The 17,591-nt window shown below is 51.9% G+C and carries 15 protein-coding genes; 9 read left to right on the plus strand and 6 right to left on the minus strand.

Annotation, left to right across the window (positions count from 1 at the left end; translation table 11 throughout):
• Positions 1-3: 3 nt before the first annotated feature.
• Genes hisD through hisIE form a run of 7 tightly spaced genes read left to right on the plus strand, consistent with a single transcriptional unit; the run spans position 4 to position 6,203 of the window.
• Positions 4-1,332: a histidinol dehydrogenase gene (gene hisD, locus WCT94_RS10090; protein WP_336869427.1), complete on the plus strand. Its 1,329-nt coding sequence runs from the start codon at positions 4-6 to the stop codon at positions 1,330-1,332.
• Positions 1,329-2,402, plus strand: a complete 1,074-nt coding sequence (gene hisC, locus WCT94_RS10095) for a histidinol-phosphate transaminase (RefSeq protein WP_336869430.1) — start codon at positions 1,329-1,331, stop codon at positions 2,400-2,402. Before hisD ends, hisC begins: the two co-directional genes overlap by 4 nt.
• A 15-nt stretch (positions 2,403-2,417) precedes the next feature.
• Positions 2,418-3,485 carry a bifunctional histidinol-phosphatase/imidazoleglycerol-phosphate dehydratase HisB gene (gene hisB / locus WCT94_RS10100; RefSeq protein WP_180776973.1) on the plus strand — a complete coding sequence of 356 codons (1,068 nt, stop codon included), beginning with the start codon at positions 2,418-2,420 and terminating at the stop codon, positions 3,483-3,485.
• On the plus strand, positions 3,485-4,075 hold the full coding sequence (gene hisH / locus WCT94_RS10105; protein ID WP_015839992.1) for an imidazole glycerol phosphate synthase subunit HisH: 591 nt from the start codon (positions 3,485-3,487) through the stop codon (positions 4,073-4,075). The genes hisB and hisH overlap by 1 nt, the downstream gene beginning before the upstream one ends.
• A gap of 6 nt (positions 4,076-4,081) precedes the next feature.
• Positions 4,082-4,819 (plus strand): 1-(5-phosphoribosyl)-5-[(5-phosphoribosylamino)methylideneamino]imidazole-4-carboxamide isomerase, encoded by a 738-nt coding sequence (gene hisA, locus WCT94_RS10110; protein WP_127156802.1) that lies wholly within the window; start codon positions 4,082-4,084, stop codon positions 4,817-4,819.
• Entirely contained in the window at positions 4,801-5,577 is a 777-nt protein-coding gene (hisF, locus tag WCT94_RS10115) for an imidazole glycerol phosphate synthase subunit HisF (RefSeq protein WP_039481360.1), read from the plus strand. Before hisA ends, hisF begins: the two co-directional genes overlap by 19 nt.
• A complete protein-coding gene (gene hisIE / locus WCT94_RS10120) occupies positions 5,571-6,203 on the plus strand; it encodes a bifunctional phosphoribosyl-AMP cyclohydrolase/phosphoribosyl-ATP diphosphatase HisIE (protein ID WP_336869434.1) in 633 nt (210 codons plus the stop codon). Before hisF ends, hisIE begins: the two co-directional genes overlap by 7 nt.
• Before the next feature lie 55 nt (positions 6,204-6,258).
• Here hisIE and WCT94_RS10125 read toward each other — a convergent pair whose 3' ends face one another.
• The 6 genes from WCT94_RS10125 to serC all read right to left on the minus strand — a co-directional run bounded on the left by WCT94_RS10125 (position 6,259) and on the right by serC (position 14,149).
• Entirely contained in the window at positions 6,259-8,121 is a 1,863-nt protein-coding gene (locus tag WCT94_RS10125) for an amidohydrolase (RefSeq protein ID WP_336869435.1), read from the minus strand.
• Between the two features lie 308 nt (positions 8,122-8,429).
• The gene (ihfB, locus tag WCT94_RS10130; RefSeq protein WP_005967571.1) at positions 8,430-8,714 is read right to left on the minus strand and encodes an integration host factor subunit beta; all 285 of its coding nucleotides are present in this window, start codon (positions 8,712-8,714) and stop codon (positions 8,430-8,432) included.
• Between the two features lie 91 nt (positions 8,715-8,805).
• Positions 8,806-10,479 carry a 30S ribosomal protein S1 gene (gene rpsA / locus WCT94_RS10135; protein ID WP_015839988.1) on the minus strand — a complete coding sequence of 558 codons (1,674 nt, stop codon included), beginning with the start codon at positions 10,477-10,479 and terminating at the stop codon, positions 8,806-8,808.
• Between the two features lie 115 nt (positions 10,480-10,594).
• Complete coding sequence (gene cmk / locus WCT94_RS10140) at positions 10,595-11,272, minus strand: (d)CMP kinase (RefSeq protein ID WP_336869437.1); 678 nt, start codon at positions 11,270-11,272, stop codon at positions 10,595-10,597.
• A gap of 221 nt (positions 11,273-11,493) precedes the next feature.
• A complete protein-coding gene (aroA, locus tag WCT94_RS10145; RefSeq protein ID WP_336869439.1) occupies positions 11,494-12,783 on the minus strand; it encodes a 3-phosphoshikimate 1-carboxyvinyltransferase in 1,290 nt (429 codons plus the stop codon).
• A gap of 280 nt (positions 12,784-13,063) precedes the next feature.
• Positions 13,064-14,149, minus strand: a complete 1,086-nt coding sequence (gene serC / locus WCT94_RS10150) for a 3-phosphoserine/phosphohydroxythreonine transaminase (protein WP_263059440.1) — start codon at positions 14,147-14,149, stop codon at positions 13,064-13,066.
• 328 nt (positions 14,150-14,477) lie between these two features.
• Between serC and ycaO the strand changes: the two genes are divergently transcribed.
• Both ycaO and focA read left to right on the plus strand, forming a co-directional pair.
• The gene (gene ycaO / locus WCT94_RS10155) at positions 14,478-16,241 is read left to right on the plus strand and encodes a 30S ribosomal protein S12 methylthiotransferase accessory factor YcaO (protein ID WP_336869442.1); all 1,764 of its coding nucleotides are present in this window, start codon (positions 14,478-14,480) and stop codon (positions 16,239-16,241) included.
• A gap of 451 nt (positions 16,242-16,692) precedes the next feature.
• Positions 16,693-17,553, plus strand: a complete 861-nt coding sequence (gene focA, locus WCT94_RS10160) for a formate transporter FocA (RefSeq protein ID WP_336869444.1) — start codon at positions 16,693-16,695, stop codon at positions 17,551-17,553.
• Positions 17,554-17,591: the final 38 nt, after the last annotated feature.

The following is a 17,591-nucleotide window of genomic DNA, read 5'->3' on the forward strand; positions in this document are numbered from 1 at the left end:
GCGATGGCTGATAACACCAACAGCACCGGCAGTTTCAGCACGCTCGTCGACTGGCAGCGCTGCTCAGCAGAAGAGCAGCGTCAGCTACTGACTCGCCCGGCCATTTCCGCGTCAGACCGCATCACCGCCATCGTGAGCGATATTCTGGCAAACGTAAAAAGCCGTGGTGATAGCGCCCTGCGCGACTACAGCGCCCAGTTTGACAAAGTTCAGGTAGAGGCGATTCGCGTCACCGATGCCGAGATCGCCGCAGCCGCGGCGCGTCTGGGTGATGACGTCAAACAGGCGATGGCGATCGCCGTGCGTAATATCGAGACATTCCACAACGCGCAAAAGTTGCCGGCTGTCGATATCGAAACGCAGCCGGGCGTGCGCTGCCAGCAGCTCACTCGCCCTATCGCAACGGTCGGCCTGTATATTCCTGGTGGTTCCGCCCCGCTGCCGTCAACCGTGTTGATGTTGGGAACGCCTTCGCGCATCGCCGGCTGCGGTCGCGTCGTACTGTGCTCGCCGCCGCCGATTGCCGATGAAATTCTGTATGCCGCCCAACTGTGCGGCATTAAAGAAGTCTTTCAGCTCGGCGGCGCGCAAGCGATTGCTGCGATGGCGTTTGGCACAGAGAGCGTGCCGAAAGTGGACAAAATTTTTGGCCCTGGCAATGCGTACGTCACGGAAGCCAAGCGTCAGGTTAGCCAACAGCTTGATGGCGCAGCCATTGATATGCCCGCTGGCCCATCCGAAGTGCTGGTGATCGCCGACAGCGGCGCAACGCCCGCGTTTGTTGCCTCCGACCTGCTATCGCAGGCAGAGCACGGCCCAGATTCACAGGTCATTCTGCTCACGCCAGACGCGGCAATGGCTAAAGCCGTGGCGGACGCCGTTGAAGAACAGCTCACGCAACTGTCCCGTGCAGACATCGCGCGTCAGGCACTTGCCAGCAGCCGCGTCATCGTCGCACGTGATTTGGCGCAGTGCGTTGAGATCAGCAATCAATATGGCCCAGAGCACCTGATCATCCAGACGCGCGATGCCGAATCACTGGTTGATAGCATCACCAGCGCCGGTTCCGTGTTCCTTGGCGACTGGTCGCCGGAGTCCGCTGGCGACTACGCCTCCGGTACTAACCATGTTCTGCCGACCTATGGTTATACCTCAACCTATTCAAGTCTGGGTCTGGCCGATTTCCAGAAGCGCATGACCGTACAGCAGCTCACGCCGCAGGGGTTACTGCAACTGGCACCGACGATAGAAATTTTGGCACAGGCCGAACAGCTGACTGCCCACAAAAACGCCGTTACCCTGCGTGTCGCAGCACTGAAGGAGCAAGCATGAGCAGCATTGAAGAACTGGCACGTGCCAACGTCCGTGCGTTAACCCCCTACCAGTCTGCCCGTCGTCTAGGCGGCAACGGCGATGTCTGGCTGAATGCCAATGAATACCCTGAAGCACCGGAATTTCAGTTGACGTTACAAACGCTGAACCGCTACCCGGAATGTCAGCCGGTACAGGTCATCAACCGTTACGCCGAGTATGCGGGTGTTCAGCCCGAGCAGGTTCTGGTCAGCCGCGGTGCCGACGAAGGGATCGAATTATTGATCCGTGCGTTCTGCGAACCGGGGAAAGACGCCATCCTGTTCTGTCCGCCAACCTACGGTATGTATGCCGTCAGCGCCGAGACGTTTGGCGTGGAACGCCGCACCGTAGCCAGCAAAGCAGACTGGCAGTTGGATCTTGAGGCGATCGAGGCACAGCTGGACGCCACCAAAGTCATTTACGTTTGCAGCCCGAATAACCCGACCGGCAACCTGATTGCGCAGGAAGATTTACGTCAGTTGCTCACGATGGCACAGGGAAAAGCGCTGGTCGTTATCGATGAAGCCTATATTGAATTCTGCCCGCAGGCGACTACCGCAGTCTGGCTGGACGAGTTTCCTCATTTGGTGATTCTGCGTACCTTGTCCAAAGCCTTTTCGCTCGCCGGATTGCGCTGTGGCTTTACGCTGGCAAACCCTGAAGTGATTCAGCTTTTGCTGAAAGTTATTGCACCTTATCCGTTGTCCACCCCTGTGGCGGATATTGCGGCGCAGGCGCTGAGCCGCGAAGGGATCGCCAAAATGAAGGCGAATGTTGAGGAGATTACGTCCGCTCGCCGCTGGCTGAGCGATGCCTTAAAAGGCATTCCCTGCATTGAAGAAATCTTCCCCAGCGAAAGCAACTATCTGCTGGTGCGCTTTACCGCCTCCCCTTCAGTATTTAAAACGCTGTGGGATCAGGGCATTATTCTGCGTGACCAAAATAAGCAACCGAGCCTTGCGGGCTGTTTGCGCATTACTATCGGCAACCGCTACGAATGCGAACGCGTTGTTGCTGCATTACAATCACTGCCGGGCATCAACGCTTAATTTTAAGGAGCTCACGTGGGCCAGAAATACCTCTTTATCGACCGTGACGGAACATTGATTGCTGAACCACCTGAGGATTTTCAGGTTGACCGTCTGGATAAACTGGCGCTGGAACCAGATGTCATTCCCTCGCTGCTGGCGCTGCAAAAGGCCGGTTATACGCTGGTGATGATCACAAATCAGGATGGGCTGGGAACCGAGAGCTTTCCGCAGGAAACCTTCGATCCACCACATAACCTGATGATGCAGATTCTGACATCGCAGGGCATCCAGTTTGAACAAGTGCTGATTTGCCCACACTTACCGGCGGATAACTGCGCTTGCCGCAAACCCAGAACCGAACTGGTCACCAGCTATTTGAATAATGGCCTGATGGATGTGGCAAATAGCTACGTCATCGGCGACCGCCAGACCGATATCCAACTGGCGCAAAACATGGGCATTACCGGCCTGCTCTACCAGCGCGGCGGGCTGAACTGGCAAGCGATTACCAACCAGTTAACCAAACGCAATCGCCATGCCCACGTTAACCGCGTCACGCGCGAGACCGCAATTGACGTGAACGTCTGGCTGGATCAGGAAGGCGGCAGCAAAATTAACACTGGCGTCGGCTTCTTCGATCACATGCTGGATCAAATCGCCACCCACGGCGGCTTCCGCATGAATATTGAAGTGAAAGGCGATCTGTACATTGACGATCATCACACGGTGGAAGATACCGGGCTGGCGCTGGGTGAGGCGCTGAATAAAGCGCTGGGCGACAAACGTGGCATCGGCCGTTTTGGCTTTGTCTTGCCAATGGATGAATGTCTGGCGCGCTGCGCACTGGATATTTCCGGGCGTCCGCATCTGGAATATAAGGCGGAGTTCAGCTACCAGCGCGTAGGAGACCTGAGCACGGAAATGGTCGAGCACTTCTTCCGCTCGCTGTCTTATTCCATGGCCTGTACGCTCCACCTGAAAACCAAGGGGCGTAACGATCATCACCGTGTGGAAAGCCTGTTTAAAGTCTTCGGACGCACGCTGCGTCAGGCAATTCGCGTCGAAGGTGATACGCTGCCGAGCTCGAAAGGAGTGCTCTGATGAAGGTCGTCATTCTTGATACCGGCTGCGCCAACCTCTCTTCAGTCACCTATGCCGTTCAGCGATTGGGGTATACCCCCGTAGTCAGTCGCGAGGCCGAGATAGTCCTGCAGGCAGATAAGCTGTTTCTGCCGGGCGTTGGCACCGCGCAGGCGGCGATGAATCAACTGGAAGAACGTGAACTGATCGCGCTGATCAAAGCCTGTACTCAACCGGTTCTCGGTATTTGCCTCGGCATGCAATTGCTGGGGACACACAGCGACGAAAATGGTGGCATCCCCACGCTGGGGATTGTCGATTCACCGGTGCAAAAGATGGTTGACCACGGCTTGCCGCTACCACACATGGGCTGGAATCAGGTGATTCCGAAGGCCGGACACCGTTTATTCCGCGATATCGATGACGGTGCCTATTTCTATTTCGTTCACAGCTACGCCATGCCAGTGTGCGAAAACACGATTGCCCAAGCCAACTACGGCGAAGCGTTCACTGCCGCGCTGGAAAAAGATAATTTCTTTGGCGTGCAATTCCACCCAGAGCGCTCTGGTGCTGCGGGTGCGCAACTGCTGAAAAACTTTCTGGAGATGTAGAGCGTCATGATTATTCCCGCATTAGATCTGATTGATGGACAGGTTGTCCGTCTGCATCAGGGTGATTATGGCCAACAGCGCCAGTACGGCAGCGATCCGCTTCCCCGCCTGCAGGATTACCAGCAGCAAGGGGCTGGCGTGCTGCACTTGGTGGATTTGACTGGCGCAAAAGATCCTTCTGCCCGCCAGATTCCGCTATTAACCACGCTGTTGGCTGGCGTTAGCGTACCGGTTCAGATCGGCGGCGGTATCCGCACCGAACAGGACGTGGAGGCGTTATTAAAAGCCGGTGCCAGCCGTGTCGTTATCGGCTCCACCGCCGTTAAACAGCCGGAATTGGTTCAGCAATGGTTCACTCGCTACGGTGCAGAAGCGCTGGTGCTGGCGTTGGACGTGCGTATTGACGCCAACGGCACAAAGTTCGTCGCCATCAGCGGCTGGCAAGAAAATTCTGACGCCACGCTTGAGCAGGTCGTCGAACAATATCTGCCGTTCGGTCTGAAGCATGTACTGTGTACTGACATTTCCCGTGACGGTACGCTGAGCGGTTCCAACGTCGAACTCTATCGTGAAATCAGCCAGCGCTATCCGCAGATCGCCTTTCAGGCATCCGGCGGCATCGGCAACCTGGAAGATATCGCCAATTTGCGCGGTAGCGGTGTGCAAGGCGTGATCGTGGGTCGTGCGCTGCTGGAAGGTAAATTTAACGTCGCGGAGGCTATTTCATGCTGGCAAAACGGATAATCCCCTGTCTGGACGTGCGTAACGGCCAGGTCGTCAAAGGTGTGCAGTTCCGCAATCACGAAATCATCGGTGACATCGTGCCGCTGGCGCAGCGCTACGCGCAGGAAGGTGCGGATGAGCTCGTGTTTTATGATATTACCGCCTCTTCCGATGGCCGCGTGGTCGATAAAAGTTGGGTATCCCGCGTTGCCGAAGTCATCGATATTCCCTTTTGCGTGGCGGGCGGTATTAAAAGCGTGGAAGAAGCAGGCCAAATTCTCTCTTTCGGCGCGGATAAAATTTCCATCAACTCACCAGCGCTGGCTGACCCTGAGTTGATTACCCGATTGGCCGATCGTTATGGCGTGCAGTGCATCGTCGTCGGGATTGATACCTGGCACGATGCCGCGACGGGTCGCTACCACGTTAATCAGTACACAGGCGATGAAGCGCGCACCAAAGTCACCACCTGGGAAACGCTGGATTGGGTAGAGGAAGTGCAAAAGCGCGGCGCGGGTGAGATTGTCCTGAACATGATGAATCAGGACGGCGTGCGCAACGGCTATGATTTACACCAGCTCAATCTGGTACGTGATGTCTGCAATGTTCCGCTTATCGCTTCCGGCGGCGCAGGCACCATGGAACATTTTCTGGATGCATTCCAAACCGCTCATGTAGATGGCGCGCTGGCAGCATCGGTGTTTCATAAGCAAATTATTAATATTGGCGAACTGAAACAATATCTTAAGCAACAGGGTGTGGAGATTCGAGTGTGTTAAGCGAAGAGTGCTTTCTAAACGACGAACAACGGAACCAACTCGATTGGGAAAAAACGGACGGCATGCTGCCGGTTGTCGTGCAACACGCGGTATCCGGTGAAGTGTTGATGCTAGGCTACATGAATCAGGACGCCTTACAGGCCACGGAGAAGAGCGGTAAAGTCACATTTTTCTCACGTACCAAGCAGCGGCTGTGGACCAAAGGCGAATCTTCCGGCCATTTCCTGAATGTCGTCTCGATTACGCCAGACTGCGATAATGATACGCTGCTGATTCTGGTTAACCCCATCGGGCCAACCTGTCATCTGGGCACCAGCAGCTGCTTCTCGCCTGCTGCCAGCGACTGGACGTTCCTCTACCAGTTGGAGCAACTGCTGGCCGAGCGTAAGCACGCTGACCCGGATAGCTCGTATACCGCACGCCTGTATGCCAGCGGCACCAAGCGTATTGCGCAGAAAGTGGGTGAGGAAGGACTGGAAACCGCACTCGCGGCAACGGTACATGATCGCGAAGAGCTGACCAATGAAGCCGCGGATTTAATGTACCACCTGCTGGTGCTGTTGCAGGATCAGGATTTAGATCTGGCGACCATCATCAATCGTCTGAAAGATCGCCACAATAAGTAAGCCTTTCCCCGCGTTATCGGTCAATGATAACGCGGGGCTTTAGCATGATGCGACGTTAAGAATGACCAGCGCCTGAATGCACTTTACGCCCCCCTTTCCAGGTTTCCAGAACCGGGATATCACGCATATCTTTGACCGGATTATTCTTATCTGCTGAGTCATAGGTCAGCGGAGAATCCGCCAGAATCACAAAATCAGCACATTTACCTGCAACGAGCGAACCGACCCACCGATCTGCATGACATTGCCAGGCGGCATCATAGGTTGCGGCTTTCAGCGCGGCGAAACGGGAAATCCGTTCTTGCTCACGCAACACAGCAGCAGTCGCCTGTTGAGGTGCGCCTTCCATCACTCGTGAAATAGCCTGTTCCATCATGCGCAGCGGGCCGAGCGGCGTAACACCGTTATCGCTGTGTAGCGTAATCCTCATCCCGTGATTAAGAGCGGATTGGCAGCGGTCGAGGTGATCTGCGCGCTCCTCTCCCAATATGGTTTGCTGAAATTCCCAGCCCCAATACCCCACATGACCAATCAAGAAACTCGGTGAAATACCGCGTAGCTTCATTTCAGACAGATGGTCATCGGTCAGCAGGGATGCATGTTCCAAACGATCGCGGCGCTGTTCATAAGTAGCCGATGTCACACCAGCCTCTTTAAATGACGCTAACGTCAGCCGAATGGCTTCATCACCATTCGTATGAATCATCAACGGCCATTTATGTTGCACAACGCTACCCACCAACGTATTGATGCTCGTGAGAGGATTGAAGTTGAAAGCACCAACATTTGTTTCACTCGGCGTTTTTTCATAGCGGCTGTTACAGCAATATGGCGAGGATTGATATCCCGTCAGCCCTTGATTAGAGCCATCCGAAATAATCTTGATATACGGTAAGTGAAAGTGTTCGTCACCGTATCCTGGGGAGTAAGAACCCACCACGTGACTCTTGAAATCACTATCACTTGTCACGAGCAGCGCGCCACCAATCCGCACGGGACAGCCCGGCAGATGCGCCCATTTGTCCAGAAAACTCACTTGATCGAAGCCCGGCTGAGTACCTTTGGGTTCAACGCCCGCATCGAGCATATAAGTCACACCGCGTTTACTCGCCACACCAAACAATGTATTAACCGCTTTAATTAGCATGAGTGCCAATTTTTCTTTGGGATAACTGCTAACAATGACATTCACGACAGGTTGTATCCCGTCAATTTCTTTCAGGATACCGTCCGATGGAGCAACAACGCCTTTAGTTTTGACAAGTTTAATGGCACAGGTATTGATATAGGCAATGTGCATCGAGGCATTGATGACAAAAACGGGTCGTTTATCCGTCACATAATCATCAAGAACGGCAGCATTAAATTCCTTCTCTCCACCAATAAACAAAGAGGGATCGGCGCCAAAGCCGACAAGCCAAGTATCGTTTTTGTCCGTATTCGATGTTGCTTTCTCAGCTAGATGGGATGTCACCCAGTCCCTATTATAATCTTTGCGTAATATCTGTTCTTCAAACGGGCTAACGTCATTGCCGATAGCAGATAGCATCGCCGTATTAATGATATGTACATGCGGTTCAATCAGGCCTGGCAACAGTGCTTGCTTACCTGATAATAGGTGCTCCGATGTGTTTTTCGGCATTTTGGCCTTCACATCTTGGTATGCCCCCGTTGCAACCACCAGTCCGTCATGAATCCCCATCGCTTCAACCGCCACGTCCTGCCCATCCTCTAGCGTCAGAATCGCTTTTCCAGGACTACCATCTTTATTTGGCGCAGAGCGGAATAATTTCGTTTCGGTAAACAGACTATTTTCTTCTTCCGGAATATCAATTGACGTTTTAGGGAGAAATGATTTCCACAGAGGACTGCAACAGGAACAGCTTATGCCGCCGGAATGACCACACGCTTCACTCATACACTTTCCTTATTTAGAGGTAACGCATTAGAAATGTTAATGTACCGAATGAAAAATAGGTAACAACCGTCAAAACTTCAACATCCAAACGGTTGGAAATCAAAAAATTCATATTTCGTGTGTGGACGGTCACTGAGTCGATCGAATAAGCGGGAAAGAAGAGGCGTGCAGCGTAAGATAGTCCCTGATTGGTTATCAGGCCAAATCATCTGTCGTGCAGCATTTCAGAAAAAAGAAGAAGAATGATAAGCATAAAAAAAGCACCCAATAAAGGGTGCTTCTATAAGGCTGGCATTTATGACTAACGATTAACCATAAATGTTAGCGCGGTCGCGGAGTTCCTTACCTGGCTTAAAGTGAGGGACGTACTTACCTTCCAGCTCAACTTTATCACCCGTTTTCGGATTACGACCTACACGCGGTGCACGGTAGTGAAGTGAGAAGCTGCCAAACCCACGGATTTCTATACGATCGCCTTCGGCTAACGTAGAAGCCATTTGTTCAAGCATTTCTTTCACTGCATCCTCAACCACTTTGGCCGGGATATGAGATTGCTGTCCAGCAAGCCTTTCAATAAGTTCAGACTTGGTCATAGCTCCTCCAAATGCGTGGCTATCAATAACCAGGATAACTGACTACCGTTACAAGAATGAGCAACTTACGTTGCTCATTCTACCGTTGTGATTACTCGCCTTTAGCTGCTTTGAACGCTTCTGCCATCGCGTTGGAGAAATTGCTTTCTTCAGGCTTGTTGTTGACAGTTGCGATTGCATCTTTCTCGTCAGCTTCGTCTTTCGCACGAACAGACAGGCTAACAACGCGGTTTTTACGATCAACACCGGTGTATTTCGCTTCAACGCTGTCGCCAACGTTCAGTACCAGTGTTGCGTCTTCAACGCGGTCACGAGAAGCTTCAGAAGCACGCAGGTAGCCTTCTACGCCGTCTGCTAATTCAACTGTAGCACCTTTGGCGTCAACTGCTGTAACTTTACCAGTAACAATAGCACCTTTCTTGTTAACAGACAGGTAGTTATTGAACGGATCTTCAGCCAGTTGTTTCACGCCCAGAGAGATACGCTCGCGCTCTGCGTCAACCTGCAGAACAACAGCGGCGATTTCATCACCTTTCTTGTATTCGCGAACGGCTTCTTCGCCAGCCACGTTCCAGGAGATGTCGGACAGGTGCACCAGACCATCGATGCCGCCGTCCAGGCCGATGAAGATACCGAAGTCAGTGATAGACTTGATTTTACCTTCAACGCGGTCGCCCTTGTTGTGGGTTTCTGCGAACAGCTGCCATGGGTTAGATTTGCACTGTTTCAGGCCCAGAGAGATACGACGACGTTCTTCGTCGATATCCAGAACCATCACTTCCACTACATCACCAACGTTAACAACTTTGGATGGGTGGATGTTTTTGTTGGTCCAATCCATTTCGGAAACGTGTACCAGGCCTTCAACGCCTTCTTCGATTTCAACGAAGCAGCCGTAGTCAGTCAGGTTAGTCACGCGGCCAGTCAGACGCGTGCTTTCTGGGTAACGTTTAGCGATAGCAACCCATGGATCTTCGCCCAGCTGTTTCAGGCCCAGAGATACACGAGTACGCTCGCGGTCGAACTTCAGCACTTTAACAGTGATTTCGTCGCCCACATTGACGATTTCGCTTGGATGTTTAACACGTTTCCAAGCCATATCAGTGATATGCAGCAGGCCATCAACGCCGCCCAGATCAACGAATGCACCGTAGTCAGTAAGGTTCTTAACGATACCTTTAACTTCCATGCCTTCCTGCAGGTTTTCCAGCAGTTGATCGCGCTCAGCGCTGTTTTCAGATTCGATAACTGCACGGCGGGAAACAACAACGTTGTTGCGTTTCTGATCCAGCTTGATAACTTTGAACTCAAGCTCTTTGCCTTCCAGATGCAGCGTATCGCGAACCGGACGAACGTCTACCAGAGAACCTGGCAGGAACGCACGAATGCCGTTCAGCTCAACAGTGAAACCGCCTTTAACTTTACCGTTGATAATACCGGTAACAGTTGCAGCTTCTTCGTAGGCTTTTTCCAGCGTCAGCCATGCTTCATGACGTTTAGCTTTTTCGCGAGAAAGCAGCGTTTCACCGAAGCCATCTTCGATAGCGTCCAGAGCAACGTCAACTTCATCACCAACCTGAATTTCCAGTTCGCCCTGTGCATTTTTGAATTGCTCTACCGGAATGGCAGATTCAGATTTCAGACCGGCGTCAACCAGTACGACATCTTTGTCAATAGCAACAACAACACCGCGTACGATGGAACCAGGACGGGTTTCGATTTCTTTCAGGGATTCTTCAAAGAGTTGAGCAAAAGATTCAGTCATGTTGATAATCTTAAGGGTTTCAATTTAACGTCCATCTGGCATCCTGCTCGATGGGGTTGTTTAACATGCCCCGCTGTGCATCCTTACAGCGAGGTAAAAATTCTGTGTTCTGTGATTACGCTAAAATTTCGCGGGCATAAGCCAACGCGCGCGCTATCACCTCATCAATTGTCATTTCCGTTGAATCCAGCACCAACGCATCGGCAGCCGGTACTAACGGTGCAACGGGGCGGTTGCGATCGCGCTCATCCCGTTCTTTTATCTCAGACAAAAGACGTTCAAAGTTAACATTAAAGCCCTTCCCCTGCAACTGTAGCATGCGACGTTGTGCGCGTTCTTCCGCGCTGGCGTCCAGGAAAATCTTCACTGGCGCATCAGGAAAGACCACCGTTCCCATATCACGACCATCGGCAATCAACCCCGGAGCCTCACGGAAAGCGCGTTGCCGACGTAACAAGGCTTCACGAACGCGAGGAAACGCTGCAGCCTGAGAAGCCGTATTACCTACCGCTTCGGTACGAATTTCGTGGCTAACGTCTTCGCCTTCCAGAATGACTTTTAGCTGCCCACCTTCGGCAACAAAGCGCACATCAAGATGAGAGGCCAGCGGGACCAGCGCGTCTTCCGAACCGATATCGACATGGTGGTGTAACGCTGCCAGAGCCAAAACACGATAGATAGCTCCCGAGTCCAGCAAATTCCACTGTAAAGCTTCAGCCAATGCCTTACACAAGGTACCTTTGCCTGCGCCGCTCGGTCCGTCAACCGTAACTACCGGTGCCATCACCGTCATTTCTCTCTCCTTTAATACTGGGAAGTTCCGCTTATGCCGTTTAGGGCATCACGGAGCCTCATTATACGCATCAATGCAAAGAAAGGTTACCCCAATGCCGGAATGGTGGGAAAAATAAGGCATTCTCTGAATGCAGTGCGCAATTCAGGAAGAAAAACAGAGCGCCGTTTGAGATAAACAGGGTAAGAAAAAAGGCACGGAGACCGTGCCTTAGAGAAGCATTAAGCCAGTTCGCTGAGGCGCGCCAGCTGTTCGAAGTAGTCGGGAAAGGTTTTGGCGGTACATTTCGGATCGAGAATCGTGACCGGCGTGTCCGACAGTGCCACCAGCGAGAAACACATCGCCATACGGTGATCGTTGTATGTCCCGATTTCTGCCGCTTTCAGCTTGGCTGGCGGCGTAATGCGAATGTAGTCGTTACCCTCTTCCACTTCCGCGCCCACTTTACGCAGTTCAATCGCCATGGCGGCCAGACGATCCGTCTCTTTCACACGCCAGTTATAGATATTACGCAGCGTAGTCGTACCGCCCTGTGCGAAAAGCGCCGCCGTCGCGATAGTCATCGCAGCATCAGGAATGTGGTTCATATCCATATCGATCGCGTGCAGTTCGCCGCGTTCACATTCAATATAATCCTCACCCCAGCGCACGATCGCCCCCATGCTTTCCAGAACATCGGCGAAGCGAATATCGCCCTGCACGCTATTACGGCCAACACCGGTCACGCGCACAACGCCGCCTTTAATCGCCGCGGCCGCTAGGAAATAAGACGCTGATGACGCATCGCCTTCCACCAGATAGTCGCCCGGAGAGCGATACTGCTGGCGCCCCGCAACAAAAAAGCGTTGATAGTTCTCATTACGCACTTCAATACCAAACGCTTTCATCATATGCAGCGTGATATCGATATACGGTTTAGAAACCAGATCGCCCTGAATGCTGATTTGCGTATCCTGCGCGGCCAGAGGCGCAGTCATCAACAGCGCCGTCAGGAACTGGCTGGATACGCTACCATCGACACTGATTTCGCCGCCCTGAAAACCGCCGTGCAGACGCAGCGGTGGATAGTTTTCCTGCTCCAGATAATCAATTTTCGCCCCGCCCTGACGCAGTGCGTCGACCAGATGCCCGATTGGCCGTTCTTTCATACGGGGTTCACCCGTCAGCACAATGTCGCCATCCGTCAGGCACAGCGCGGCAGCCAGTGGGCGCATTGCTGTACCCGCGTTCCCTAAAAACAGCTCCAGCGGTTGCGACGCCGTAAACGCGCCCCCCAGACCGGTAATTTCACACACGGTCCGATCGGAGGACAGATGGTATTCCACGCCCAGCGCCGTTAACGCAGTCAGCATATGGCGGACATCGTCACTGTCTAACAGGTTAGTCAGGCGGGTCTTGCCTTCGGACAAGGCGGCCAGCAACAGCGCGCGGTTAGAGACGCTTTTTGAGCCTGGAAGGTTAAGGGTACCGTTAATCAGTTTGATGGGTTGTAGGGTCAGGGATTCCTGCATGTAAAGCCTATTCTTTCAACGTGGACATAAAAACCCCGGCAAGCCCGGGGTTTATAAAAATGTATATACCCGTCATACTTCAAGTTGCATGTGCGTTGGCTACGTTCAAATACTCGGCCCGTCGTGGGCCTCGCCCTGAAGGGCCGCTGCAAGCAGCGTTCAAATCTGCTCCCGGCAGATTTGTCACCCGAATCACTTACTTGAGTAAGCTCATCGGGATGCCTTCTCTTGCCGCCTGCCTGAAACTCGAATTATTTAGGGTATAGCGAGGTCGTATTAATTAACCGTGGCGACGTGCGAAGTCAGCCATAAATTCAGTCAGCGCTTTCACGCCTTCCAACGGCATGGCGTTGTAGATCGACGCACGCATGCCGCCCACTACGCGATGGCCTTTCAGCGCATGCAAGCCTGCGGCAACGGATTCTTCCAGGAAGACTTTATCCAGCGCAGCATCCGCCAGCAGGAACGGTACATTCATACGAGAACGGTTCGCTACCGCGACGTCATTACGATAGAAATCATTACCGTCAATCGCGCTATACAGCAGGTCGGCTTTCTCCTGGTTGCGTTTTTCCATTTCAGCCAAGCCGCCGTGCTCTTTCAGCCATTTGAAGACCATACCGGACAGATACCAGGCAAAGGTCGGCGGCGTGTTGAACATGGAGTCATTGTCCGCCAGAATCTGATAATCCAGAATCGATGGCAGCTCGCGGCGCGCTTTACCCAGCAAATCGTCACGCACAATAACCAGCGTCAGACCTGCAGGGCCGATATTTTTCTGCGCACCAGCGTAGATCACACCATAGCGGCTGACGTCAATACGGCGAGACAGAATGCTGGAAGAATAGTCGGCGACCACAATTTTGTCGCCAAAATCCGGCTCTTCTTCAATCGCAATACCGTCAATAGTTTCATTCGGGCAGTAATGTACAAATGCCGCGTCATCAGACAATTGCCATTCACGCATCGGTTTAATACCGCGCAGGCCGTCTACACGCGTTTTCACATCAATGACGTTAGGCGTGCAGTACTTTTCTGCTTCATTGATTGCGCTGTGCGCCCAATATCCGCCGTCGATGTAGTCCGCCGTGGTACGTTCGCCCAGAAGATTTAATGGGACTGCCGCAAATTGCGCACGAGCGCCGCCGTGGCAAAAAAGCACTTTGTAGTTGGAGGGGATTTTCAGCAAATCACGCAGATCTTGTTCGGATTCAGCGGCAACCTGCATAAACTCTTTACTGCGGTGGCTGATTTCCATGACCGATGTACCCAGGCCATTCCAATTACACAATTCCTGTTCAGCACGACGCAGTACTTCAACCGGCAGCATTGCTGGACCGGCGCTAAAATTAAAAATCTGAGTCATTTCCCCTCACCACACCTGAAAAATAGCGGTTGTTTTATCACCGTTGTTACAAATACCATTTTTATAAACCTGTCGGTTATAAAAATACCGCTGTTACAAGATAGTAGTTATAACGGAACGACCGCCATAACCACACTACTTTTACCCTGCTATCGGTTTTATCACTCGTCAATCGCGGCTGCAACGCTTATTGCGCTTTCATTATGCAAAACGGCACGTTACGCCGTCTGTTCTTTTTCACTGTTGTCGATCTGTTATGAATAAATAGAGTCTGGACAGAAAAATCCGTATCATGCCGCTTCCGCTAATCTCGATAAGAGTGAACACCATGACTCAAACGTTTATCCCAGGCAAAGACGCCGCCCTGGAAGATTCCATCGCCCGTTTTCAACAACAGCTCCAAGACCTGGGGTTTAACATCGAAGAAGCGTCATGGCTGAACCCGGTGCCAAACGTCTGGTCTGTCCATATTCGAGACCGCGATTGCCCGCTCTGCTTCACTAACGGCAAAGGCGCCAGTAAGAAAGCAGCACTGGCTTCCGCGTTAGGCGAGTATTTCGAACGTCTGTCCACCAACTATTTCTTCGCTGACTTCTATCTCGGCAAGACGATCGCCAACGGTGATTTCGTTCACTACCCGAATGAAAAATGGTTCCCGATCCCGGAAAATGATGCATTACCGGAAGGCGTTCTGGATGCCCGCCTGCACAAGTTTTACGATCCTGAGCAAGAACTGAGCGCTAGCGATCTTATCGATCTGCAATCTGGCAATGCCGACAGAGGCATTTGCGCACTGCCGTTTACCCGTCAATCCGATCAGCAAACCGTTTATATCCCGATGAATATCATCGGTAACCTGTACGTTTCTAACGGGATGTCCGCCGGGAACACCGCCAACGAAGCCCGCGTTCAGGGGCTGTCTGAAGTGTTCGAGCGTAGCATCAAAAACCGCATCATTGCCGAGTCCATCAGTTTGCCGGAAATCCCGCAAGCGGTGCTGAATCGCTACCCTGGCGTGGTCGAAGCGATTGCGACGCTGGAAAAAGAAGGCTTCCCGATTTTCTCTTACGATGCCTCACTAGGCGGGAAATACCCGGTTATCTGCGTAGTCCTGTTTAACCCGGCTAACGGCACCTGCTTTGCCTCCTTCGGCGCGCACCCTGATTTCGGCGTAGCGCTGGAGCGTACCGTCACCGAACTGCTGCAAGGTCGCGGTCTGAAAGATCTGGACGTCTTCACCCCGCCGACGTTTGATGATGAAGAAGTGGCCGAACACGCCAATCTGGAAACCCACTTTATCGATTCCAGCGGTCTGATCTCCTGGGATATGTTCAAGAAAGAAGCGGATTATGAATTTGCCGACTGGAGCTTTAAAGGATCGACAGAAGAAGAATTCGCCACGCTAATGGCGATTTTCAAACAGGAAGATAAAGAAGTTTATATTGCCGACTATGAGCATCTGTCTGTTTACGCCTGCCGCATCATCGTGCCGGGAATGTCAGACATCTACCCTGCTGACGATCTGTTATTGGCCAATAACAGCATGGGTGCTCACCTGCGTGACACGCTGCTGGCGCTGCCTGATAGCAAGTGGGAAAAAGAAGACTATCTGGCGCTGTTGCAACAGCTGGATGATGAAGGGCTGGATGACTTCACCCGCGTACGCGAACTGCTCGGCATTGCCACCGGTAAAGATAATGGCTGGTTTACTCTGCGCGTTGGCGAATTGAAAGCGATGCTGGCACTGGCCGGCGGCGATCTGGATCAGGCGCTAAGCTGGACAGAGTGGACGCAGGACTTCAACGACTCCGTCTTTACGGCGCAGCGCAGCAATTATTACCGTTGCCTTCAGACCCTGCTGTTACTGGCACAGGAACCTGAGCGCGACCCGGCAGAATATTACGACGCCTTTACCAAAATGTACGGCAGTGAAACGGTCGATGCCGCCAGCGCCGCCGTGGCTGGCGAAGCCTGCTTCTACGGCTTGTTTGCCGTGGATGATACCTTCACCACGTTACCTGCACACCAGTCCCTGTTGGCGGCCTATGAGAAACTGCAACAGGCTAAACGTCGTTACTGGCAGGCAAAATAATGTCTGACTGAGGCAACCAGCGCGTCTTATATTGATGAATACGCGCTATGGCAAATAGCAATCTGCCTCTGTCCACCCTAAATAGCCCTTTATTTTAAAGGGCTATTTTTATTATCCACAGAGTCATATTTATTATTCGTAATGCATAATCAGAACATTGTTATTGAATGGTGAATTTTTAATTAAATTACGTCGACAAGGTGGTACTGAAATTCTACAAAACATGATTTTTATTAACGCTAAATCGGTAGGTTTAACGTATCCAATTCAACTCTTTTTGCAAAATTTAAAATATTTTTTTATAAAAAAATTCAAATACTTAACCAGAAAAATACGGTATCCAACCCTCCTCACCGCCTTGTTAATTTCTTGCAATATGATCCACGTCAAATTTTACCGTATACTGCTTTGTTAGTATCTCAATGCTGATAATTTTTAAGAGAGAGTTAGTGTGAAAGCTGACAACCCCTTTACTCTATTACTCCCGGCTGCAATGGCAAAAGTTGCTGAAGACGCCGGAGTTTATAAAGCTACCAAACAACCGTGTACGACGTTTTATTTGGCGATAACCGCGGGTGTATTTATTTCGATCGCCTTCGTCTTTTATATTACTGCCACTACGGGAACCGCGACGATTCCTTTCGGTATCGCAAAGTTGATCGGTGGTATCTGTTTCTCCCTTGGCCTCATGTTGGTTGTCGTCTGCGGTGCAGACTTGTTTACCTCAACCGTTCTCATCGTGATAGCCAAAGCCAGTGGACGTATTACCTGGAAGCAACTAGCCTATAACTGGGCAAATGTCTATGTCGGCAACCTGATTGGCGCGCTTTTCTTCGTTGGGCTTATCTGGTTCTCGGGAGAGCACATGGTCGCAAACGGCGCGTGGGGACTCAATGTCCTGCAAACGGCAGAACACAAACTGGAACATACGTTTGTTGAAGCACTGTGCCTGGGGATTCTGGCCAACCTGCTCGTCTGTCTGGCCGTGTGGATGAGCTATTCTGGCCGTACGCTTACCGACAAAATGTTTACCATGATTCTGCCTGTCGCCATGTTTGTTTCCAGCGGCTTTGAGCACAGCATCGCCAACATGTTCATGATTCCTATGGGCATCGTTATCAAGAATTTTGCGACGCCGGAATTCTGGAATGCCATCGGTATGGCACCGTCTCAGTTTGAACATTTAACCGTTAGCCACTTCATCACCGATAACCTGATTCCCGTCACTCTGGGGAACATCATCGGCGGCGGCGTAATGGTCGGTTTAACATATTGGGTAATTTATTTGCGCGGTGGAGACAAGCACCACTAAGGTGCAATCGGCCGCAACGTCGGGTTTTAAGAAATCCA

The sequence above is a fragment of the Pectobacterium sp. 1950-15 genome, from assembly GCF_037136835.1.
GTDB lineage: Bacteria > Pseudomonadota > Gammaproteobacteria > Enterobacterales > Enterobacteriaceae > Pectobacterium.